General features: G+C 48.2%; 24 protein-coding genes and 1 rRNA gene. 6 read left to right on the plus strand and 19 right to left on the minus strand.

What is annotated here, in order from left to right; all coding sequences use genetic code 11:
* Positions 1–3: 3 nt before the first annotated feature.
* The 4 genes from XMG48_RS10915 (at position 4) to ahpF (ending at position 4,934) form a co-directional block, all read left to right on the plus strand.
* Complete coding sequence (locus tag XMG48_RS10915) at positions 4–1,029, plus strand: ABC transporter permease (protein ID WP_173482109.1); 1,026 nt, start codon at positions 4–6, stop codon at positions 1,027–1,029.
* Positions 1,026–2,621 (plus strand): ABC transporter ATP-binding protein, encoded by a 1,596-nt coding sequence (locus XMG48_RS10920; RefSeq protein WP_173482110.1) that lies wholly within the window; start codon positions 1,026–1,028, stop codon positions 2,619–2,621. Before XMG48_RS10915 ends, XMG48_RS10920 begins: the two co-directional genes overlap by 4 nt.
* A gap of 115 nt (positions 2,622–2,736) precedes the next feature.
* Positions 2,737–3,303 (plus strand): alkyl hydroperoxide reductase subunit C, encoded by a 567-nt coding sequence (ahpC, locus tag XMG48_RS10925; protein ID WP_173482111.1) that lies wholly within the window; start codon positions 2,737–2,739, stop codon positions 3,301–3,303.
* Positions 3,304–3,386: 83 nt separating this feature from the next.
* A complete protein-coding gene (gene ahpF / locus XMG48_RS10930) occupies positions 3,387–4,934 on the plus strand; it encodes an alkyl hydroperoxide reductase subunit F (RefSeq protein ID WP_173482112.1) in 1,548 nt (515 codons plus the stop codon).
* Between the two features lie 209 nt (positions 4,935–5,143).
* Here the strand turns inward: ahpF and adk are convergent, their stop codons facing one another.
* The 16 genes from adk to rpoE all read right to left on the minus strand — a co-directional run bounded on the left by adk (position 5,144) and on the right by rpoE (position 19,981).
* A complete protein-coding gene (gene adk / locus XMG48_RS10935; RefSeq protein WP_173482113.1) occupies positions 5,144–5,797 on the minus strand; it encodes an adenylate kinase in 654 nt (217 codons plus the stop codon).
* Positions 5,798–6,057: 260 nt separating this feature from the next.
* A complete protein-coding gene (mazG, locus tag XMG48_RS10940) occupies positions 6,058–6,879 on the minus strand; it encodes a nucleoside triphosphate pyrophosphohydrolase (protein WP_173482114.1) in 822 nt (273 codons plus the stop codon).
* Complete coding sequence (gene relA / locus XMG48_RS10945; RefSeq protein ID WP_173482115.1) at positions 6,879–9,143, minus strand: GTP diphosphokinase; 2,265 nt, start codon at positions 9,141–9,143, stop codon at positions 6,879–6,881. Before relA ends, mazG begins: the two co-directional genes overlap by 1 nt.
* A 90-nt stretch (positions 9,144–9,233) precedes the next feature.
* A complete protein-coding gene (cysM, locus tag XMG48_RS10950; RefSeq protein WP_173482116.1) occupies positions 9,234–10,139 on the minus strand; it encodes a cysteine synthase CysM in 906 nt (301 codons plus the stop codon).
* A gap of 71 nt (positions 10,140–10,210) precedes the next feature.
* Positions 10,211–10,585 carry a holo-ACP synthase gene (acpS, locus tag XMG48_RS10955; RefSeq protein ID WP_173482117.1) on the minus strand — a complete coding sequence of 125 codons (375 nt, stop codon included), beginning with the start codon at positions 10,583–10,585 and terminating at the stop codon, positions 10,211–10,213.
* The gene (gene pdxJ / locus XMG48_RS10960; protein ID WP_371731474.1) at positions 10,586–11,329 is read right to left on the minus strand and encodes a pyridoxine 5'-phosphate synthase; all 744 of its coding nucleotides are present in this window, start codon (positions 11,327–11,329) and stop codon (positions 10,586–10,588) included.
* Positions 11,329–12,033 carry a DNA repair protein RecO gene (gene recO, locus XMG48_RS10965; protein ID WP_173482119.1) on the minus strand — a complete coding sequence of 235 codons (705 nt, stop codon included), beginning with the start codon at positions 12,031–12,033 and terminating at the stop codon, positions 11,329–11,331. The genes pdxJ and recO overlap by 1 nt, the downstream gene beginning before the upstream one ends.
* Positions 12,034–12,936, minus strand: coding sequence for a GTPase Era (gene era / locus XMG48_RS10970; protein WP_173482120.1), 903 nt, complete (start codon positions 12,934–12,936; stop codon positions 12,034–12,036).
* A gap of 2 nt (positions 12,937–12,938) precedes the next feature.
* Positions 12,939–13,616 (minus strand): ribonuclease III, encoded by a 678-nt coding sequence (gene rnc, locus XMG48_RS10975; protein ID WP_173482121.1) that lies wholly within the window; start codon positions 13,614–13,616, stop codon positions 12,939–12,941.
* Positions 13,613–13,987 (minus strand): DUF4845 domain-containing protein, encoded by a 375-nt coding sequence (locus XMG48_RS10980; RefSeq protein ID WP_173482122.1) that lies wholly within the window; start codon positions 13,985–13,987, stop codon positions 13,613–13,615. The genes rnc and XMG48_RS10980 overlap by 4 nt, the downstream gene beginning before the upstream one ends.
* A gap of 18 nt (positions 13,988–14,005) precedes the next feature.
* Positions 14,006–14,797 (minus strand): signal peptidase I, encoded by a 792-nt coding sequence (gene lepB / locus XMG48_RS10985; RefSeq protein ID WP_173482123.1) that lies wholly within the window; start codon positions 14,795–14,797, stop codon positions 14,006–14,008.
* A 7-nt stretch (positions 14,798–14,804) separates the two neighbouring features.
* Positions 14,805–16,604 carry a translation elongation factor 4 gene (gene lepA, locus XMG48_RS10990; protein ID WP_173482124.1) on the minus strand — a complete coding sequence of 600 codons (1,800 nt, stop codon included), beginning with the start codon at positions 16,602–16,604 and terminating at the stop codon, positions 14,805–14,807.
* Positions 16,605–16,737: 133 nt separating this feature from the next.
* Complete coding sequence (locus XMG48_RS10995) at positions 16,738–18,135, minus strand: DegQ family serine endoprotease (protein WP_173482125.1); 1,398 nt, start codon at positions 18,133–18,135, stop codon at positions 16,738–16,740.
* 22 nt (positions 18,136–18,157) lie between these two features.
* A complete protein-coding gene (locus XMG48_RS11000) occupies positions 18,158–18,586 on the minus strand; it encodes a SoxR reducing system RseC family protein (RefSeq protein ID WP_173482126.1) in 429 nt (142 codons plus the stop codon).
* A 3-nt stretch (positions 18,587–18,589) separates the two neighbouring features.
* Positions 18,590–19,384 carry a MucB/RseB C-terminal domain-containing protein gene (locus tag XMG48_RS11005; RefSeq protein WP_173482127.1) on the minus strand — a complete coding sequence of 265 codons (795 nt, stop codon included), beginning with the start codon at positions 19,382–19,384 and terminating at the stop codon, positions 18,590–18,592.
* Positions 19,385–19,402: 18 nt separating this feature from the next.
* A complete protein-coding gene (gene rpoE / locus XMG48_RS11010) occupies positions 19,403–19,981 on the minus strand; it encodes an RNA polymerase sigma factor RpoE (protein WP_371731473.1) in 579 nt (192 codons plus the stop codon).
* A 215-nt stretch (positions 19,982–20,196) separates the two neighbouring features.
* On the opposite strand from rpoE, the gene nadB reads away from it, so the two are divergent.
* Positions 20,197–21,804, plus strand: a complete 1,608-nt coding sequence (gene nadB / locus XMG48_RS11015; protein ID WP_173482128.1) for an L-aspartate oxidase — start codon at positions 20,197–20,199, stop codon at positions 21,802–21,804.
* Here the strand turns inward: nadB and XMG48_RS11020 are convergent.
* Positions 21,794–22,213: a hypothetical protein gene (locus XMG48_RS11020; RefSeq protein ID WP_173482129.1), complete on the minus strand. Its 420-nt coding sequence runs from the start codon at positions 22,211–22,213 to the stop codon at positions 21,794–21,796. The genes nadB and XMG48_RS11020 overlap by 11 nt on opposite strands.
* On the minus strand, positions 22,191–22,451 hold the full coding sequence (locus XMG48_RS11025) for a succinate dehydrogenase assembly factor 2 (RefSeq protein WP_173482130.1): 261 nt from the start codon (positions 22,449–22,451) through the stop codon (positions 22,191–22,193). Before XMG48_RS11025 ends, XMG48_RS11020 begins: the two co-directional genes overlap by 23 nt.
* A 185-nt stretch (positions 22,452–22,636) precedes the next feature.
* On the opposite strand from XMG48_RS11025, the gene XMG48_RS11030 reads away from it, so the two are divergent.
* Positions 22,637–22,819, plus strand: a complete 183-nt coding sequence (locus XMG48_RS11030; RefSeq protein WP_173482131.1) for a hypothetical protein — start codon at positions 22,637–22,639, stop codon at positions 22,817–22,819.
* A 207-nt stretch (positions 22,820–23,026) separates the two neighbouring features.
* On the opposite strand, the gene rrf is transcribed toward XMG48_RS11030, so the two are convergent.
* A 5S ribosomal RNA gene (rrf, locus tag XMG48_RS11035) occupies positions 23,027–23,142 on the minus strand.
* Between the last annotated feature and the right edge of the window lie 5 nt (positions 23,143–23,147).

A 23,147-nucleotide genomic window follows, 5' to 3' on the forward strand; every position in this document is an offset into this window, starting at 1 on the left:
ACGATGGCATCACCCATTACTCAGCGACGCATTGCACAGTTTAAAAGCAACCGACGAGCCTACTACTCGTTTTGGATCTTTATGTTGCTGTTTACCCTGTCGCTCTTTGCTGAATTGATCGCAAATGACAAACCGATCCTAATCAAAACGGATCAAGGGCTGTTCTATCCGTTAATGGAAAACTATACAGAGACCGATTTTGGCGGTGACTTTGATGCACCGGTCGACTACCGCGATCCCTATATTACTGAACTGATTGAGGAGCAAAACGGCACTCTATGGTGGCCCGTTATCCCGTTCAGCTACGACACAATCAATTTTAACTTGGACCAACCGGCCCCCTCTCCGCCTACTACCGACAACTGGTTAGGCACTGATGACCAGGGGCGTGATGTCGCGGCAAGATTGATCTACGGTTTTCGTATCTCGATACTGTTTGCCACGGTCCTGACCCTTGCCAGCTCAGTTATTGGCGTTGTGGCGGGTGCTTTACAGGGGTATTACGGAGGCAAGGTCGATCTATTGATGCAGCGTTTCATTGAGATCTGGTCCGGTCTGCCGGTTCTCTTCCTATTGATCATTCTAGCCAGCCTAGTGGAGCCTAATTTCTGGTGGTTGCTAGGGATTATGTTGCTCTTCTCATGGATGAATTTGGTGGATGTGGTGCGCGCTGAATTCTTGCGTGCACGCAACCTAGAGTATGTCAGAGCAGCAAGGGCTCTAGGGCAACCGAACTCAGTCATCATGTTTAAGCATGTCCTTCCCAATGCTATGGTTGCGACTCTGACGTTTATGCCCTTCATCTTTAATGGTGCACTGGTGACATTAACCGCGCTCGACTTTCTTGGCTTTGGCCTACCACCCGGTTCGCCATCCTTAGGTGAACTTGTGGCACAGGGCAAAGAGAATCTTCATGCACCTTGGTTAGGTGTGACCGCTTTCTTATCACTCTCTATCATGCTGACGTTACTGATCTTTATTGGTGAAGGTGTTCGTGACGCGTTTGATCCCAGGAAACAGAGCCGATGAAACCGATTCTAGACGTAAAACATTTATCGATTCGATTTCCTGATCAGCCTGAAGCAGCTGTAGAGAATCTAAGTTTTTCTCTACACGCAGGTGAAACACTGGCGATTGTTGGCGAATCGGGTTCAGGCAAATCGGTCTCAGCCCTGTCGCTATTGAAACTGCTGCCTGAGCAGACAGAGATACAAGCAGACTCGATCGTTTTCCAGGGGAAAGATCTTCAGGACGCAACAGAAGCCGAACTTCGATCAATAAGAGGCCACCGAATCAGCTACATTTTTCAGGAGCCGATGACCTCTCTTAATCCGCTTCATAGCATCGAGAAACAGATAGCTGAATCGCTTAAACTGCATAAGGGATTATCGGGCTCTAAGGCCCGTACACGAGTGATAGAGCTTCTAGAGCTGGTGGGTATCCCATCACCTGAATCCCGTTTGAAAAGTTACCCCCACGAGCTATCAGGCGGTCAGCGCCAGCGTGTCATGATTGCGATGGCATTAGCCAACGAACCCGAGATTCTAATTGCCGACGAACCCACCACTGCGTTGGATGTCACGATACAGAAGCAGATATTAGATCTGCTGATGGCACTGCAACAAAAATTGGGAATGGCCATACTGATCATCACTCACGATCTGAATGTTGTGCAGCGTTACGCCGATCGAATTCTCGTCATGCAACAGGGAAAGGTCGTTGAGCAGGGCGATACTCTTACACTGTTTAATGCACCCAACCACCCCTACACAAACACACTGCTCAATGCAGAACCTGTGCGCGACCTCGCTGCTGTTGAAGCAGACGCTAACACCTTGTTAGAAGCTAAAAACATTCGAGTCTGGTTTCCTAAAACTCAGGGCCTTCTAAAACGCGTTTATGATCACATTAAAGCGGTTGACGGCATCGATCTGCAGATCAAAAAGGGCGAGACATTGGGTATTGTCGGTGAATCAGGGTCAGGTAAATCAACCCTGGCCTTTGCCCTTCTGAAACTGACCAAAAGCGAAGGTGAGATATGGCTAGATGGCAGACGTGTTGATTCGCTCAACCAAAAGGAGATGCGACCTCATCGCCGTGTTGCCCAGATCGTTTTCCAAGATCCCTTCGGTAGCCTCAGCCCGAGAATGACTGTGGCAGAGATCATTAGTGAGGGGCTGGAAGTACAACAGAGTTTCTCACCTGAACAGAGAGAAGCCGCTGTCATTCAAGCCCTTCTGGATGTGCAGCTAGATCCAGAATCTAGACATCGCTACCCGCATGAGTTCTCAGGTGGCCAGCGACAACGAATCGCCATCGCGCGAGCACTGGTATTAAAGCCTAAATTAATCGTGTTAGATGAGCCGACCTCTGCCCTCGACAGAACGGTTCAAAAACAGGTCATTGATCTACTTCAATCCCTGCAACGCCAATATAAACTAAGCTATCTTTTTATTAGCCACGATCTCGCTGTCATAAAAGCGTTAAGTCACCGCGTTATGGTGATGAAAGGTGGCAAAGTGGTTGAATCTGGCACTGCAGAGGCTATTTTTAATGCCCCTTCGACGGATTACACCCGCGAATTAATTTCTGCATCAGCCCTTGAAAAAGAGACTGCCTGATAGCATTTATTAATAACATCATTAGTTACAATTAATTTTACCTTTTTGTCGGCGAACTTTAAGATTCGTCGCATTCTTGAAACATGACAATTTAACCAACCAAGGAGAAGACAGAATGTCTGCTTACATTAACCAGGAAGTTAAACCATTTAACGCAACAGCATTCCACGCTGGCGAATTCGTAGAAGTTTCAGAAGCTGACCTTAAAGGTAAGTGGTCTGTTGTTTTCTTCTACCCAGCAGATTTCACGTTCATCTGCCCAACAGAGCTAGGTGACCTTGCAGACAGCTACGCTGAGTTCCAGAAGATCGGTGTTGAGATCTACGCAGTATCAACTGATACTCACTTCACTCACAAAGCATGGCACGACTCTTCTGAGACGATCGGTAAAATCACTTACCCAATGATCGGCGATCCAACTGGCCAGATCTCTCGCAACTTCGACGTAATGATCGAGGAAGCAGGTCTTGCTGAGCGCGGTACTTTCGTTATCGATCCAGAAGGTAAAATTCAGATCGTTGAGATCAACTCTGGTTCTGTAGGCCGTGACGCATCAGAACTTCTTCGCAAGATCAAAGCTGCACAGTACGTTGCTGCTCACCCAGGCGAAGTATGTCCTGCTAAATGGAAAGAAGGCGCTGAGACTCTAGCACCATCTTTGGATCTTGTTGGTAAGATCTAATCGGACCTAAGTCCTTTCCCGAGGCTGCACTCGCAGCCTCGTTTCTCTCTAAAGCTTAGTTATTTTTTATTCATGAGGTCATCATGCTAGAGCCAAATATTGTCCAACAGTTGGACCAGTACCTTAGCTACATCAAACAACCGATTGAGCTTAAGTTAGCTGCTGACGACTCAGCAAAAGGTAACGAACTTAGAGAGCTCGCGACAACGCTCGCTGAGCGTAGCGACAAAATTACGCTAACTGATTGGGATCATCACCGAGTGCCAAGCATGGCCATTCTTGGTGAAGCCGATGCTGAACCACGTGTTGTGTTCTCCGGTATTCCAATGGGTCACGAATTTACAACTCTGATTCTTGCTCTTCTTCAAGCCGGTGGACACCCAAGCAAAGAGCCTGAAGAGGTTCAGAGTCAGATTAAGAGCCTTGAGGGTGAGTTCCATTTTGAAACTTACATCTCGCTCTCTTGTCAAAACTGTCCGGATTTGGTGCAAGCTCTAAACCTGATGGCACGCCTAAATCCAAACATCACCAGCACGATGATCGATGGCGCACTCTACCAATCTGAAGTAGAAGAGCGTGAGGTGATGGCCGTACCCGCTGTATTCCTGAACGGTGAACTATTTACCCAAGGGCGTACTGAGCTCAAAGAGATTCTAGCGAAGCTTGATACTGCCGGTGCTGAGCGCGAAGCAGAAGCGCTATCGGAACGCGACCCATACGATGTACTCGTTGTAGGTGGCGGTCCTGCAGGTGCAGCCGCTGCTATCTATGCAGCTCGCAAAGGGATTCGCACCGGTTTAGTCGCCGAGCGATTTGGTGGTCAGGTTCAAGACACCATGGGCATTGAGAACCTAATCTCAGTTCCCTACACAGAGGGACCAAAACTGGTCTCTAACATGGAACAGCACGTTAAAGAGTACAACGTAGATATCATTACAGCGCAACGCGCAGCGGGTCTCTCTGAAGCCGATGGCCTGCATCAACTGAACTTAGAGAGCGGTGCAAACCTACAGTCGAAAACCATTATTATGGCGACGGGTGCACGCTGGCGTGAGATGGGTGTTCCAGGAGAAGCGGAATACAAAGGCAAAGGCGTTGCCTACTGTCCTCACTGTGATGGCCCACTGTTTAAAGGTAAACGTGTAGCGGTGATTGGTGGTGGCAACTCAGGCATCGAAGCCGCGATCGATCTTGCCGGTGTGGTCAGTGAAGTAACCGTTTTAGAGTTTGGTGACACACTCCGTGCCGACCAAGTGTTGCAAGACAAAGCAAACTCGCTCTCTAATGTCACCATTATCAAGAACGCGCAAACCACAGAGATCACTGGAGCGAATGGTAAGGTTAACGGCTTGATCTATACCGACCGCACCTCTGGCAAATCACACAGCGTTGAGCTAGAAGGTGTATTTGTTCAGATCGGCTTAGTGCCAAATACTGAGTGGTTAAAAGAGAGTGCCGTTGAGCTAACCAAATTTGGTGAGATCCAGATTGATGATCGCGGTGCTACCAACGTACCGGGCGTCTTCGCAGCGGGTGATGCAACCACCGTGCCTTACAAACAGATCATCATCTCGATGGGTGCCGGAGCTACAGCCTCACTATCAGCCTTCGATCACCTGATTCGAAACTAGGTCGAAGAGGCTAGCAAATAAAAAAAGGAGAGTTTAATGCTCTCCTTTTTTGTCTCTTAACGGCACAAACTCCCCACTGAACTTAATAAGTATCGCAGAATCAATCAACCCGTTGCACTAGCGAGTTGAATCCGTGTCAGTATTTAAACCCTTAAGAGCATAAAAAACCGCACTAAGTAAGTGCGGTTTAATTTACCTTAGCTTTGATATCAAGCCAGGCCCTCGAATACCCGATCACGGATCTGGTCAACGCTACCCACACCCTCTACGTATACGTATTTTGGTGCAGTTGCAGCATCTTCATCTGCCCAGCCGCGGTAGTAACCGATCAGAGGTTTAGTCTGATCATGGTAAACGTTTAGGCGAGCGCGAACTGTCTCTTCTTGGTCATCTTCACGCTGTACAAGGTCTTCACCTGTTACGTCATCTTTACCCTCTGTTTTAGGTGGGTTAAATACGACGTGATAAGTACGACCTGAACCAGGGTGTACACGACGACCCGACATACGCTTGATGATCTCTTCATCTGCGACGTCAATTTCAACGACTGCATCTAGAGCAACGCCAGCTTCTTTCAGAGCATCTGCTTGAGGAATAGTGCGCGGGAAGCCGTCGAATAGGAAACCGTTAGCACAATCTGATTCTGCAATGCGCTCTTTAACTAGGCCGATGATGATGTCGTCTGATACCAGACCACCTGCGTCCATAACCTTCTTGGCTTCAACACCTAGAGGCGTACCCGCTTTTACGGCTGCACGTAGCATGTCCCCAGTAGAGATCTGTGGGATACCGTATTTCTCAGTGATGTACTGAGCCTGAGTACCCTTACCGGCACCTGGTGCACCGAGAAGTATCATTCGCATTAATTTTCTCCTTAAAAAAATACGCTGCGCCTGGGCGCAGCATTAAAATTCTTACCGCTGACATTAATTTAGGTGTGGCTATTACACAATTCGACCATAGCCGTGCGGTGTCACCTTTAGCACTTTATAAAGCTGTTTAAAGTGCGCTCAAGGGAATCACTTATCCCGAGCAAGCCACGCATATTAGCATGGCTGTATAGAGCTTGAGAACTGAATCACTATTAGGCTTTAAGCGAATAGTGCCAAAGACTCTATCAAACCTATTTTTTAGATTTCTCGATCTTTTTGGCTTCATCCCACCAAGCGTCTAGCTCTTCAAGCGTAAACTCTCTCCAATCCTTACCACTGGCTAGCACCCTATCCTCGACATGGTTGAAGCGACGTTCAAATTTAAGGTTGGTATTACGAACAGCCTGCTCGGGATCGACTGATAATTTTCGTGCAAGGTTGGCGTTAACAAATAGTAGGTCGCCTAACTCTTCGCGAACCGCATCCAAATCACCTTGCTGCATCGCTTCGCGGAGCTCTTGGATCTCCTCTTCAATCTTATCCAGCACGCCGGTAGCATCATCCCAATCAAACCCTACCTTAGAGGCACGCTTGGTTAGCTTTACGGCACGACTCATAGCCGGCAGTGTCGTTGGTACCTCATCTAAAACACGGGCGCGATCTTTGCTTTCGCGCTCCTGCTCTTTGATCCGCTCCCACTGTGCATTCACAGTTTGCTGATCTATTTCGATCGACTCTGCACTGTCACGTAACTGACCTGTTGGAAAGACGTGAGGGTGGCGACGCAGCAGCTTACTGCAGAGTTGATCAACCACTTCATGAAGATCAAATAGGGATTGTTCTTTACCCAGTTGCGAATAGAAGATGACCTGAAACAGTAGATCGCCCAACTCATCTTTTAGATGAGGCCAATCCTGTCGTTCGATGGTATCAGCGACTTCATAAGCCTCTTCGAGGGTATGAGGCACGATTGAAGCAAAGGTCTGTTCCAAATCCCATGGACAACCGGCTTTTGGGTCACGCAAACGCTCCATCAGGTAGATGAGGTCATCCAGGGTATAGCGATCACTCATTAATGAACCCCTGAGCGTTCACGGCGAACGTCACTGACATTCGGAATTTGATTGATCTTATCCATCACCTTGCCAAGCTTATCGAGTCGACCGATCTCTAGGGTCAGCGCCAAATTCGCTTCGTTGCTACTCTTATCCGTCAGTGTGTTAGCCGACAATATATTGATTCGCTCGTTCGCTAAGATGGTCATAACATCGCGCAACAGTCCTGATCGGTCAAAGGCCTCTATGACAATATCGACTGGGTAGGTGGCTTCAGCCTCCTCTTCCCAAGCCACTTGAACAATTTTACTGGGCTCCACCTCGCGCAGGTGTTGTAGCTCTTTACAATCTTCACGGTGGATCGAGACGCCGCGGCCCTGTGTCACGAATCCAGCAATGGCATCGCCGTGAATCGGCTTACAACAACTAGCAAATTGAGTCATCAAGCTGCCGACGCCAACAACATGGACACCAGAGTCACTCGACCTACTCTGTTTTGGTGACGAAGCAGGAACATCCAGATCCAATTGTGATTCACGTTCGGCCTGCTCTTCACGCGCTTGTGCAGCTGAGATCACTTGCGAGATTCTTAGATCGCCAGCACCGAGTGCCGCAAACATGTTCTCATTGGAAAGGAACTTAAGACGTTGTGCGATATCCGATAGGTCTACCTCAGTGGCGTCTAATGCCAATCGCTTAAACTCACGCTGAATCATCTCTTTACCCGCATCCACATTTTGATCACGAGCCTGAGTCTTAAACCAATGAGCAATCTTAGCTCTACCCTTAGAGGTTTTTACATAACCTAGGTTGGTGTTGAGCCAATCACGACTTGGGCGCTCTTCTGGGCCTGTCATGATCTCAACTTGATCACCAGTCTGCAGCGCGCGGTTGAGCGGAACAATACGACCCGAGACACGTGCACCTCGACAGCGGTGACCGATTTCCGTGTGCACACGGTAAGCAAAATCAACTGGGGTAGCGCCAGCAGGAAGATCAATGACGTGCCCTTCTGGCGTGAATACATAGACACGATCCTGGGTCACATCGGAGTGGAGAATATCACCCAATGATTCAGTATCGCCCAGTTCGTCATGCCACTCGAGAACCTGGCGTAACCAAGAGATCTTCTCTTCATAGCCATCGGCGCGACTCGCTGTATCTGTCCCTTTGTAGAGGTGGTGAGCACAGACACCTAGCTCAGCCTCTTCATGCATGTCAAAGGTGCGAATCTGAATCTCTACTGCCTGTGATTCAGGACCGAATACCGCGGTATGCAGTGAACGATAACCGTTGGGTTTTGGTGATGCGATGTAGTCATCAAATTCGTGCGGGATATTTCGCCATGCGCCATGAACTATGCCCAGCACGGTGTAACAATCACGAATTTCTGGCACCAATATACGCAGGGCACGGACATCGTAAACCTGATTGAATTCGATATTCTTACGCTGCATCTTTCGCCAGATACTGTAGATGTGTTTAGCGCGGCCAGAAACCTGACCATCAATACCTACCTCTACAAGTTTCTCTTCGAGCAGCTTAATGACACTGTCGATGTACTCTTGACGCGCAAGACGCTTTTCAGCAAGTAGCTTTGCTATGTGTTTGTAATCATTAGGTTTTAGATATCGAAATGAGAGATCTTCTAATTCCCATTTGATGTGGCCGATACCCAACCGATGCGCTAATGGGGCGTAAATATCGAACACTTCACGTGCAACGATGTAGCGTTTACGTCGATCCGCATCTTTTACTGCACGAATCGCGCAGGTCCGCTCAGCCAGTTTGATGAGTGCAACGCGAACATCGTCCACCATGGCGACCAGCATCTTACGAACGTTGTCGACCTGACTGCCGCCAGTGCCTAACACGCCCTCTTCATCACGTGGATTTTTGCGACTGCCAATTGCAGCCATCTGCAAGACACCGCGCAGAAGACGAGCGATTTCAGCACCGAATTTAGCCTTAACGCGATCGATTGATAGTCGCTCTTCTCGCACTGCACGGTAAAGCACACCGGCTACCAGAGCCTCTTCTGTCTGCTGCAGGTCAACGAGAATCTGGACCATCTCCAGACCAGTAAGATAGGCGTTTTGCCCCAGTGACCAGACATCATGAGTTGAGCTCTCTTCATTCAAGGAGGCTTCAACTAATTCGCATGCCTGACGGAAACGCGCTTCATCTTCGAATGTATAACGGTTAGATAGAATCTCTAACCAACGATCCAGATCAACGGATCCATCTTCACGGACCGGTTGATCGTCACGAACCTTAACCAATGTAGGCTACTCCTGTATTGCGAGTAGCGAGCTGATACCCTAGCTCAAACTCATAAAAACGGCGTCAATATAAGAACGACGGGGCTTAACCTAGGATGACTTAGAGAAGACACCTGTCGAAAGATAACGATCGCCTCTATCACAAATAATGGCGACGATTACTGCATTTTCAACCTCTTGAGCCAATCTTAGCGCGCCAGCAACGGAACCACCTGACGAAACACCACAGAAAATACCCTCTTCGGTCGCTAAACGACGCATCATGACTTCAGCATCCGCCTGATCAACATCCAATACACGATCGACACGACTCTCTTCGAATATCGTTGGTAGATACTCTTTTGGCCAACGACGTATGCCAGGGATTTGAGACCCTTCAGAGGGTTGAAGACCAACAATTTGAACGCTTGGATTCTGCTCTTTAAGGTAGCGCGAGGTCCCCATGATGGTACCTGTAGTTCCCATAGAGCTGACAAAGTGTGTGATAGTTCCTGAGGTTTGTTGCCAGATTTCAGGCCCTGTTGTGCGGTAGTGCGCTTCAGGATTATCTAAGTTACCAAACTGATTTAGAACCTTGCCTTCACCACGCGCTTGCATTGCCTCGGCCAAGTCTCGAGCACCTTCCATGCCCTCCTCTTTTGTCACCTCAATCAACTCTGCACCATAAGCACTCATAGCCGATTTACGCTCTTCGCTCATGTTATTCGGCATGATCAGTTTAAGCGTATACCCCTTGATTGCAGCGGCCATCGCCAACGCGATACCGGTATTGCCAGAAGTCGCCTCGATCAATGTATCACCTGGTGCGATCTCGCCTCGCTCTTCGGCTAGAGTGATCATACTCAAGGCAGGACGATCCTTAACGGAGCCCGCAGGGTTATTACCCTCTAATTTACAGAGAATGGTGTTGTTATTTGGCGCTTCGATACGTTGCAGTCTGACTAGCGGTGTATTGCCAACCAGCTCAGCGATAGTAGGGTATTGAGTTGAGCTCATCTCTAATCCGTTATAAGAATTGATTTTATTATTCGATTATATCAGGGGAATTCCACCATCGAAATGGTGAATTAAGCCTGAGCGATTACTTGAGCAACCACATAGTGCTGCTCATCACTGTAGCTTAAAAACCACCGGGTAATGCCAAGCACCTCGGCGTGTTCTAGAGCTTTGTCAGTCACCAACAGATCAGGGCGACCTGCACTGTTCTTAACCACCTCGAGGTGCTGCCAGCTAACGCCTTTAGCTATACCTGTACCCAAGGCTTTAACGGCCGCTTCCTTCGCTGCAAAGCGTTTAGCTAAAAAACGCGCGGGTTGGCTAGATTGGTTGAACGCTTCCAACTCAGTGGGGGTCAATATTCTCTCAGCAAAACCGGGAGTTCGCTCAAGTGCGCGCTCCACTCTAGAGATTTCAAGAATATCGACACCGGTTCCAACAAGCATTTAACTGGCCATCGCTCTGGCATTAAGCATCAGATCACGCATTTCACGAACCGCTTGATCCAAGCCGACAAAGAGTGAACGGGCGATGATCGCATGACCAATGTTTAGCTCATTGAACTCTGGAATTTCTGCAATCGGCTCTACGTTATGGTAGTGCAGACCATGACCAGCGTTGACCACCAGACCTATTGAGTGAGCATAGGTTGCTGCCTCTTTAAGTCGTTCAAGCTCGTCTAACTGCTCTTGGCCTTCTGCCTCAGCGTAAGCACCAGTATGCAGTTCAATCACTGGAGCTCCCACACGTTTAGCCGCATCAATTTGTGCCTGATCAGGATCGATAAAGAGTGAGACTTCGACTCCGGCTCTCGCCAAGCGCTGACACGCCGACTGAATGTGAATTTCATGACCAAGTACATCCAGACCGCCTTCAGTCGTTAACTCTTCGCGTTTCTCTGGCACTAAACAGGCGTGTGCAGGTTTGATCTCTTCAGCAAAACTGACCATTTCATCAGTAACCGCCATCTCAAAATTCATACGAGTCTGAAGCGTTTGCGCCAATAGACGAATGTCACGATCTTGAATGTGGCGACGGTCCTCACGAAGGTGCACCGTAATACCATCGGCGCCAGCGTGCTCAGCAATAGACGCTGCATAGACAGGGTCTGGGTATTGAGTACCACGAGCTTGACGAAGAGTCGCAATGTGATCGATGTTCACACCTAATAAAATACGATTTGGCTGGATCACTCACTCTCTCCTTTTCTCTCTTTAGATCTCGGTTGAAACAACTCTCTTGATCGCAACGGCTTGTCACCTAACTGCTCTTTTAAGAGCTCTCTCATTAAATACTTTGCCGCTTTCTTAACGCTGGGATCAGTATACTCACCTTGTTCAATGGAACGAAGCTGATCACCTGTGAAATGCGCCGAGGCAACCTCATCTACCGCACTTATCCCCTGCACAACATCATAACGGTAGTACGGCTGATGACAGCCTGACAGATCGCTCCAACTCCCTAACTCCTTCAGTAGCGCCTGCTCAAATAGCCGTAAACTCACCTCGTGATCTTGAGATTGAAGCAGATCATTAAGCAGCACTTTGTAATTGAGGAATAACTTAGGTGTCGCCTCTAAGGGTTGAAGCAAACGCTCCAGTAGTTCATTGGCGTACAAGCCACACATTAACGCTTTGCCAGTCAAAGTGGGGAGTAGTTCTGCCAATTCGGCTTGATGAAGCGTTTTAAGCTCTGACTGGCCTGAAAATCGAACGGCCAATACTGTAAAGGGTTGAAGCGTATGGCGTAACTTTGAGCCTGGCCTGCGCACACCTCGAGCAACTACTGATACTTTGCCATACTCGAGTGTAAATAGATCGACAAGTGCACTGGTTTCACGATAGGGACGCGAGTGAAGAACAAACGCTGCGACCTGTTCAGTGCGACTGTTCATTTAGTCGTGATGATATCCAAGGCTTGCTAGGGCACGTTCGTTGTCTGCCCAGCCGCGTTTCACTTTAACCCAAAGGTTCAGCATGACCTTGGCATCAAACATGCGTTCCATATCGATGCGAGCGTCACGACCGATCACTTTAATTCGCTCACCCTTATCACCGATAACAATACGTTTTTGCCCCTCTCGCTCAACAAGAATCAGTGCACTGATGGTCAACAGACCACGTTCATCTTGAGTAAACTCTTCGATCTCAACCGTGGTTCCGTAAGGGACTTCATCCCCTAGATTACGCATCAGTTTTTCACGCACAAGCTCTGCCGCGACAAAACGGGAGCTACGGTCGGTGATCTGATCTTCAGGGTAGAAGTGCATCCCTTCCGGCATGTAGGATTCAACGGCACGCTCTAGTTGATCGACGTTATGCCCTTTGTGAGCAGAGATAGGCACGATCTGATCAAAATGGCGTTTGCTATTGAGCGTTTCGATCCAAGGGAGAAGCGACTCTTTATCCTTGAGTAGATCCACTTTATTAACCGCCAATATGACTGGGCAACGAAGCTTCTCCAACTTAGAGAGTACGATCTCATCCTCTTCGGTCCAAGCGGTACGATCGACAATAAAGACGACTAGATCGACATGACGCAGCGCCTCAGAGGCGGCTTTGTTCATGTAACGGTTCAGTGCTTTACCTGTAGCGTCGTTGTGTAGCCCGGGTGTATCAACGTAGATAACCTGCAGATCCTCTTCGGTTTTAATACCAAGAATCTGATGACGAGTCGTTTGAGGTTTTTTTGAGGTGATGCTCAGCTTTTGACCAAGGATATGGTTGAGCAGTGTGCTCTTACCCACATTCGGTCGGCCAACAATAGCAACATAGCCACAGCGTGTATTCGCTTCCATGATTACTCCTGCCCTAGTGCAATCAGTGCAGCACGAGCGGCTTCTTGTTCTGCCTGGCGGCGGCTGGATCCAACACCCTTGCAGCTTTGATCCAACAGTTGAACCTGACAAGAGATATAGAAGGTCTGATCATGCGCCTCACCAACGACTTTATCCAGTTGGTAATCAGGTAGCGGCTTACGTCGTGACTGCATAAACTCTTGAAGGCGCGTTTTAGAGTCTTTGACTGACTTTTTAAGATCGATCGCTGCTAAACGCTCTTTGAACAACCCTAAGATGAACTGTTTAGACGTCTCAAAATCACTGTCCAAGTGAATGGAACCAATGATCGCCTCTACCGCATCAGCCAAAATTGAGTCGCGACGGAAACCACCACTCTTTAACTCACCCGAACCAAGGCGAAGATAATCACCCAAACCTAGCTCACGACCGATCTCTGCAAGAGTTTCACCTTTCACCAACTTTGCTCTAAGACGGCTCATTTCACCCTCTTTAGCCTGTTCAAACTGCTCAAACAGCGCATTAGCTATGACAAAGTTTAGGATTGAATCGCCCAAAAATTCCAGGCGTTCATTGTTGCGCTTACCACAGCTTCGGTGCGTTAACGCCAATTCAAGCAGGGATTCATCTTGGTAGGTGTGGCCAAGCTTTCTAGCCAACTCTGAGACAGGTCGTATCAAGGTTTTATCGCTTTAAATTCATCTTTAAAAACAACGACAGCATCAATGTTGCCGTACAGTGGGACGCGCTCTTCATAGTCCAGCGTGAATATCAGTTCACCAGTATCCTGAGTGATCTGCAAAGCGTCACGTCCAGGCAGAGCTACTTGATTAATCGTAAATCGACGCTCGATATCACGACGAATCTCGGCGCGACTTTTTGAGAGTTCAGCCGGGTCAGCAATAATATCTTCAATAATGCTGACCACGGTTGTATGGGTTGAGTAAGGCGCTAGCAGTTTAAACCCAAGGCTAAAGCCAACTGAGCCAACAATAAGCAGTAACAGTATCGATAGTGTACTGATGCCCTTTTGTCGAATGTGCTTATCCATACTCAACCTCAGTATTATTTACTGAATGGATCGCATCGCCGTGAAATCTGGAATGCTCAATAGTTGAGCCCAATGCATCCAAACACTCACCGCTTTACCGACGATCAATTCATCAGGAACAAAACCCCAATAACGGCTGTCATTACTGTTATCGCGGTTATCGCCCATCATAAAGTAGTGACCCTCTGGCACACGCCAGCCACCATTCATTACACGTGCATTTACATCGCGATAGATCTCGTGCGCAACATCGCCTAGCTGCTCTTCAACTTGAAGACGCTTGGGGTTGATCGCTGGTATTTGAGCAATCAACGTTTGATTCTGCGGCTCACCGTTCACAAAGAGCATCTTATCTTTGTAAACAATCTCGTCACCCGGAAGACCTATCACACGTTTAATATAGTACACGCTTGGGTTTTGAGGGTATTTAAATACCATAACGTCGCCACGTTGCGGCTCGTTATTATCAACAAACTTGATGTTTCCAACCGGTGTACGAAGACCGTAGTGGTATTTATTCACCAAAATGAAGTCACCAACTTTCAGCGTCGGCAGCATCGAACCTGAAGGGATTTGAAAGGGTTCGTATAGAAATGAACGAAGAATCAAAACAGCCGCTAATACCGGAAAGATAGAGCTAGAGAGTTCAGCCCAGTAGGGTTTATTAACCTTAGGTTCTTCGAAACCCTCTTCCACCATTTGCGACTCTTGGCGTTTTCTAGAGGGCGCAAAAAAGGCGATATCCAATAACCATAGCAGGCCTGTAACTAATGTAACTACGACCAGAATCAGTGCAAAATCTAAGTTCATATTAGCCTCAGCTGTCTACCTTCAGTACGGCTAGGAATGCATCTTGCGGGATCTCAACTCGACCCACCTGCTTCATGCGCTTCTTACCCTCTTTCTGCTTAGCGAGCAGTTTCTTCTTACGGCTCACGTCACCACCGTAACATTTTGCTAAAACGTTCTTGCGCAGAGCTTTAACCGTTGTACGAGCAATGATCTTACCACCCAGAGCCGCTTGAATAGCGACATCGAACATCTGACGTGGAATAAGGTCTTTCATCTTTTCACAGAGCAGACGGCCGCGGTACATTGAGTTATCGCGGTGAAGGATAACGGCCAAAGCATCCACTTTCTCACCGTTAATGAGAATATCCATTCGAACCAGCTTAGCGGCCTCGAAACGGGTGAAGTTGTACTCAAGGGAAGCGTATCCACGTGATACCGATTTCAAACGGTCAAAGAAGTCCAATACCACTTCGGCCATTGGCAGTTCATAACTTAACTGAACCTGCTTACCAACAAACTGCATGTTCTTCTGAATACCGCGCTTCTCCACACACAAGCCAATGACTTGGCCAAGGTAGTCCTGAGGCACAAGGATATTCGCTGTCACGATCGGCTCACGCATCTCACGAATGCCGCCTGGGTCTGGCAGTTTCGATGGGCTGTCAATGTAGATGATATCGCCGTTGTTCATCTCCACTTCGTAGACAACCGTTGGGGCTGTTGTAATCAGATCGAGATCGTATTCGCGCTCAAGACGCTCTTGGATGATCTCCATGTGAAGCATACCCAAGAAGCCACAACGGAAACCAAAGCCAAGTGCATCCGATGTTTCAGGCTCGAAGAAGAGAGAGGCATCATTAAGCGTTAGCTTGTCGAGCGCTTCACGGAAGTCTTCATAGTCATCAGAACTCGTTGGGAATAGACCGGCATAAACCTGTGGTTGAACTTTTTGGAAACCTGGCAGTGCATCAACATCAGGTGTCTTTTGATGCGTCAAGGTATCACCCACCGGTGCACCGTGAATATCTTTGATGCCGGCAACAACGAAGCCTACTTCACCTGCTTGTAAGATGTCAGTTTTCACCTGTTTTGGTGTAAAGATACCGACCATCTCAGCCTGGTAGTTCATGCCAGTCGATTTAACCATGATGCGATCTTTACGACGCAAGGTTCCTTGAGTCACACGAACCAGTGAGACGACCCCTAGGTAGTTATCAAACCAGGAGTCGATAATTAGGGCTTGAAGTGGTGCTTCGCGGTCACCTTGTGGTGGTGGGATTACATCGATCAGCGCCTCTAGAACATCTTCAACGCCCATACCCGTTTTAGCTGAACAAGGGACCGCAGCTGAAGCGTCGATACCGATCACCTCTTCAATCTCCTGACGAACCACTTCGGGTTCAGCCTGAGGTAGATCCATTTTGTTCAAGACAGGTAGAACCTCAAGGCCCTGCTCTATCGCGGTGTAACAGTTGGCTACCGACTGCGCTTCAACACCTTGCGCGGCATCGACAACAAGAAGTGCACCTTCACATGCATAGAGTGAGCGTGAAACTTCATAAGAGAAGTCGACGTGTCCCGGCGTATCGATGAAGTTCAACTGGTAAGTTTCACCGTTGCGCGCTTTGTAGTCCAAGGTGACACTTTGAGCTTTGATGGTGATGCCACGTTCGCGCTCGATATCCATTGAATCGAGGACCTGTTCAGCCATTTCACGATCAGACAGACCGCCACAAATTTGAATAATGCGATCGGCTAACGTCGACTTACCGTGGTCGATGTGTGCAATGATACTGAAGTTACGAATGTGATCTAGTTCACTCACTCTGTGTAAAACCTATACTCTTGGAACGACAAAGAAAATTTAGCGCACAATTCTACTCGAATTCATGCCCTATAGATAGAAAACAGGGGCCATTAAGGCCCCTGCAGAGGATCTTTTCAACGATCCACTAGGTTCACTCGAGACGCATTGCTAAAAAGACTGGATTACCGCCACGAATCACTCGAAGTGGCACCGCTTTGTCATCTGGCAAGTCGGCCACTATATCGGCCAGTTGCTCCACTGAGCTAATTGACTGACCGGCTAGCATAGTGATCACATCACCCTGACGTACGCCGGCATTGGCCGCAGGACCTTGTCCAACTGATTCAACATAGACCCCTGCATCAACACCGGTACGCTCTTTGATTTCAGACGTCATATCTTGAACCACCAAGCCCAGAGACTTTCTCTCTTTAGGCTCAGGTTGTGCTCGGTTAGCGGCTAACTCTTCATTTGAGGGAAGCTCACCAATCGTCACTTTCAAGTTGACTGATCTACCTGAACGGAACACCTCGACATCCGCTGTTTCGCCCGGTGCAATACGACCAACCTGAGCAGGTAGCTCGGCTGACAAACCGATCTCACGGCCATTAAATTTAACGATGACATCACCCGCTTCAAACCCTGCCTCTTCAGCAGGACTATCACTTAACACCTGTGCAACCAGCGCACCTGATGGTTTATCTAAGCCGAATGATTCAGCAAGGTCACGTGTAACCTCTTGAATAATCACACCCAACCAACCTCGAGAGACGCTACCCTTCTCTTTAAGCTGATTGGCAACCTCCATAGCCACATCGATGGGAATGGAGAAAGAGACCCCCATGAAGCCACCTGAGCGGGTATATATCTGCGAGTTGATACCGACCACTTCGCCATCTAGATTGAATAGCGGGCCTCCGGAGTTGCCTGGGTTGATCGCCACATCGGTTTGAATAAAAGGAACATAAGAGTCACCTGGAAGGGCTCTCTCCTTAGCGCTGACAATACCGGCAGTGACGGTTGAGTCAAAACCAAAAGGACTGCCAATAGCCAGTACCCACTCACCCACTTCAAGCTCAGAAGAGCTACCGATCTCCAGTGCCGGTAGATCTTTAGCATCGACCTTGAGTAGCGCCACATCTGAACGTTGATCAGAACCAATAATCTCTGCCTCAATTTCGCGTCGATCATTCAGTCTAACCAGAACTTTCTCAGCTTTATCGATCACATGGTGATTGGTCAAAATGTAGCCATCATCCGAAATAATAAAGCCCGAGCCCAGCGATTGTGGATGCATACGAGGCTGCTGCCCAGGTGGCTGCTGAAAACCCCTGAAGAAGTCGCGGAAGATCTCTGGCACTTCCTGGTCGTTGAAGTTGTGGGGCATAGCCGAACGAGAACTCTGTTTCTGTTCTTGAATCGTGCTTATATTGACGACCGATGGCGACAGCGATTTCACTAAATCCGTGAAATCGGGTAACTGCTTGGCCATCGCCAAGGATGAAATAGCGATACCCGCTACGAAGGTAATTGATCGAAGAAAGGTCATATTTACTCCTTAGGTAAAAACCTTAGCGAAGCAAACGTGGCTGATACTGCCCTGATGCTACGCCTCTTAAACCCATATTACGGCCAATGAACAAGCCGACTATGAATCCAAGGATAGCGCCAACTATCTGAAAAAATTCTGAAAAGTTTAAAAATCTCGCCAAAATTGGCAGAAGGATCATACCGACCAGCGGTATAAGGTAGACGGTAACAGAGGCACCTACCAAGGCACCCTCTTCCAATCCAACCCAAACCTCTTGGCCTGGCGATACAATAAGTCGACTGGGGTTATCGATTAGAACTTCAACGCGTTTGGTTGGGAACCAATCGCTGAGGCGTTTCTGGCCACAAGTCGATGAGCTTGCACAGGATGCACAAGCACTTTGGCGACTCACCTCTACCCAAACCTGATCGGCCTCAGAACGGAGAACCGTCGCACGCTCTTCGATCATGAATTAATTGCTAGCGACCACCACGCTTGCAGCCACTTTATCAGCATCCGTCAGTGACAAATCACCCACTACCGAGACAAAACGATCATCAACTAAACGACCGACAGCCACCAAACCTTGTGCGCTTAAGGCGCCTTCCGATGCAGAGACTGCTTCAGCCGGTTTAATCACCACACTTAGCACCTGATCACCCTTTTTGTAGAGCTTAGATTGACTGTTACCAGTCACTCGTTCTGATACTTCAGCAAAACCATCGGGTAGCCAGTTAACCTGCCAGTCAGTCCCAGTGCTGTTTAACAGTGCAATATGCTCATCGATCTGACCGCGAAGACCTTCAGATAGACGAATCACTTCGAGAGTTGGTTTACTCTCTTGCACCGCTTCAACGCCTGAAGCAAGGGATGTGCGCATAAGATCTGAAGAACCTTGATTACGCTCTAGGTAGCCACTGGATGCCAATGCGCTCGGCTCACCCAGCTGAGCGCTGTTCAAACCAATCATGACAGCTAGGGTAAGGGATGCAGCAATAGCCATACTACCTACCGCACTCCAACTAGAGGTTTTTGTCTCTTCAACCTGAGTTGATTGCTCTTCTGAAATAGAGGCCATGACTTGAGAGGAGATATCAACAGTAGAGTTGATGCTCTGTTCACGCATCAAGGTTCGAGCGAGGTGGTAACGACGCCATACTTGAGCGTCTTCACTGTTCTCGTCGTAATGTTTAAGAGCACGACGCAACTCAAATTCAGTTGCCTCCGAGTCCATCAATGCAGAAAGACTTTCTCTATTGCTCGACATATTTGATCCTCATTTGCTCTAGTTAGAGAGCATTGGTTTCAACTCATTATCAATCGCTTCACGAGCTCGATGGATCCTTGATCTGACGGTGCCAATTGGACACCCCATTACTTCGGAGATCTCATCGTAGCTCATCCCTTCAAGCTCTCTCAGTGTTAACGCCACTCGAAGCTCTTCAGGAAGTTGCTCGAGCGTTCGGGTCATCACCTCGAACATCTCATCTCGATGCAAACTATTTTCTGGTGTTTCAAGATCTCTAAGCTCTGTGTCGCTCTCTAGATCTTGAAAATCTAAATCTCTATCAGGCGGTCTTTTACTTCTTGCGACTAAATAGTTCTTCGCAGTGTTAATGGCTATACGATACAGCCAAGTGTAAAAGGCACTTTCACCTCTAAAGTTCTTAAGAGCCTTATAAGCCTTAATGAACGTCTCTTGTGCAACATCCAACGACTCTGATTGATCGTGAATGTAACGCCCTACCAGTGCAATAATCTTATGCTGATAACGCTTCACGAGCAGATCAAACGCACGCTGATCACCTGCCTGTACACGCTCAACAAGCATCTGATCGGTTATCTTGTGGTTGGTATCGTTCACTCTCTATCCTAGTCAATGCCAAAGGGCTTCGGAGGATGACAGTATGATTGTTACACCAACCTAATATCAAGCCGATCAATCTCTTACACAGACTAAGATTCAAAAAATGTCGAAAAGTTCCCCAATTATTGAAGTTTTTTTACAAACCCCTTACCAAGAGCTAAACACACTCGCATAATAGAGCTCTTTTTTACGGTCTCAATAAGTCAAAACAGATGGCACGATTTGAAGCAGATGTACTGATCATTGGCAGTGGCGCAGCCGGTTTAACAGCCGCACTAAATTTACCGTCTAACCTGAAGGCACACGTCTTGAGCAAGGGTAAATTAGAGCATGGTGCTACCTGGTGGGCACAGGGTGGAATTGCCGGTGTTTTTGATCCAAAAGATCAAACCGAAAACCACATCAACGACACCCTGGTTGCTGGTGCCAACCTTGGACACTTAGACTCTGTTCAACACACCGTAAAAGATGGCCCCAAAGGCATTCAATGGCTAATTGATCAGGGTGTACCTTTCACACGACAGGAAGAGCAGTATCATTTAACACGAGAAGGCGGCCACTCACATCGCCGTGTACTTCACTCGGCCGATGCAACAGGCAAAGCGATTCAACAAACTCTAATCAGCCAAGCAAGGTCGGCCAGCAACATTGAGCTGTTTGAAGATCGAATTGCGATCGACCTGATCACCCGTCGTAAATTAGGCTTAGGTGAAGATGCGTGTGTAGGTGCCTATGTCTACAACCAAGAGACAGAGAGCGTTGATCTGTTTCTTGCTCGAACCGTCATATTAGCAACTGGCGGTGCCTCTAAGGCTTACCTCTATAACACCAACCCGAACGGCGTCGCATCCGGCGATGGTATTGCAATGGCTTGGCGAGCAGGCTGCCGAGTTGCAAACCTAGAGTTTAATCAGTTTCACCCTACCTACCTTTATCACCCTAAGGCACAGAGCTTTTTGGTCACCGAAGCGATCCGTGGCGAAGGCGGTATTCTGAAACTACCTAACGGCACCCGTTTCATGCACCGTTTCGATGAGAGAGCCGAACTGGCACCACGCGATATCGTCGCCCGCGCCATCGACTTTGAGATGAAACGTGTTGGTTGTGAATATGTTCACTTGGATATTTCTCACAAACCCGCAGATTTCATTAAAGAGCACTTCCCAACCATTTATGAGCGCTGTTTAGAACTTGGGATCGACATTACTAAGGAACCGATACCCGTAGTACCAGCTGCACACTACACCTGTGGCGGTGTCATGACCGACATAAATGGCCAGACCGATATCAAAGGACTCTTTGCCATTGGTGAGACCGCGTTTACAGGCCTTCATGGCGCAAACCGATTAGCGTCAAACTCTCTACTTGAGTGTATCGTGTACGGTAAATCCGCGGCTGAACAGGTGGCATCACTGCTACAAGAGAGTGGAGAAGCCTTCCCAGAAGTCCCTAACTGGGATGACTCACAGGTAGTTAACTCAGACGAAGATGTCATAATCTCGCACAACTGGGATGAACTGCGCCGTTTTATGTGGGACTACGTGGGTATTGTACGTACTGATAAACGCCTACAGCGAGCACAGCACCGTATCGATCTATTGAACGATGAGATCAATGAGTACTACAGCAACTATAAAGTGAGTAAGTATCTGATCGAGCTTCGTAATCTAGTGACCGTCTCGGAATTAATTATCCGCTGTGCTATGAAACGCACTGAATCACGTGGCCTTCACTACACGCTCGACTACCCAGAACAGTCACCTGATCTTTATGACACCGTTCTGGTGCCGGAAAACTACTTCTGGGGCGTTAACGCTTAGCAGCAATAGGCGCGTATTGAGAAATAACCGATAAGCGCCGCCACCCACTCTCTGGTAATTGGTCAAACCAGACACAAATCCAAACGGGTAATGCACGCTCTAATGGTTGTACTTTAATAAAGAGAACAAACCTTAAGTTTATAATTTGAACAGGTGGAGCTGTCACTAACATCTTCTCATCTATAAACAGGCAAAACCTATCTTTATCGGCATTCCAAACAAAGCCGGTAAAGCGCTCAAATGGAGCCAAAGCACGATAGACCCATAGTGAGAAGGTAAGTAACAGAAGATACACCGCAGTCGATGCACCGGTGAGTAAAGGTGTTAAACCGACTAAAACAAAAAAGCCAAACGTAAACAGACGTTTGGCTTTAGATTCAATAAGATCAAACCTTACTGGCGCGAACACAATCCAACACCACAGTGACCGCCCTCTCCATATCTGGGTCAGCCGGCTTTTCACGCTGCATGAACCAGAGAAAAAGCTCCTGATCCTCACAATCAAGAAGCTTCACAAAGCGATCTTGATCCTCAACTGATTGGTCCCGAAAATGATTCTCCATGAACGGAACAAACAGCAGATCCAGTTCCCACATACCACGACGAGACTGCCAAGTAAGACGACGAATGTCTTCTTCAGAATACACGCTATACCACTCCAAAACGCGTTGATTAGATGAGAGTAAATATAGCATTAAATGGGCATGGTAGGGGGAGAAAGTTGAGACGTTGGAGCGGTCTTGCAAAGGCTGCGAAGGTTGGGAGCGTGATTGGAGAGCAGGTGACAGGCTAAAGCCTGTCACTGGTGTGCTTAACTCGCTACGGAACTACGGTGACAGGTCTTCAGCCTGTCACTGGTGTGCTTAACTCACTACGAAGCTACGGTGACTGGCTTTCAGCCTGTCATCCGCTCTATCCGTTGGCAGAGATTCTGTTAAAACGTTGGAGCGGTCTTGCAAAGGCCGCGATGGATTTGGCAGAGATCCTGTACGAAGTTCGAAATGACCTACAATAGGTTACGAACGCTGTTCGAGTGAATGACCTACAATAGGTTACGAACGCTGTTCGTAATCGCTTCGCGACGCCGTTGGCGCCTAATCCCCGCACCTTCGGTGCATGGGCTTTCACATGGCCTGCGGCGAGGTAGTGACAGGCGGCACCGCCGCCTGATAAACAAAAAACCCCAGGACCTTTCGGTACTGGGGTTCTTTGTTTATTAGGTGCCTGGCAATGACCTACTCTCACATGGGGAAACCCCACACTACCATCGGCGATGACGCGTTTCACGACTGAGTTCGGTAAGGGATCAGGTGGTTCCACGTCTCTATTGTCACCAGGCAAAA

The organism is Marinobacterium sp. xm-g-48 (assembly GCF_013282925.1).
Taxonomy (GTDB): Bacteria; Pseudomonadota; Gammaproteobacteria; order Pseudomonadales; family Balneatricaceae; genus Marinobacterium_E.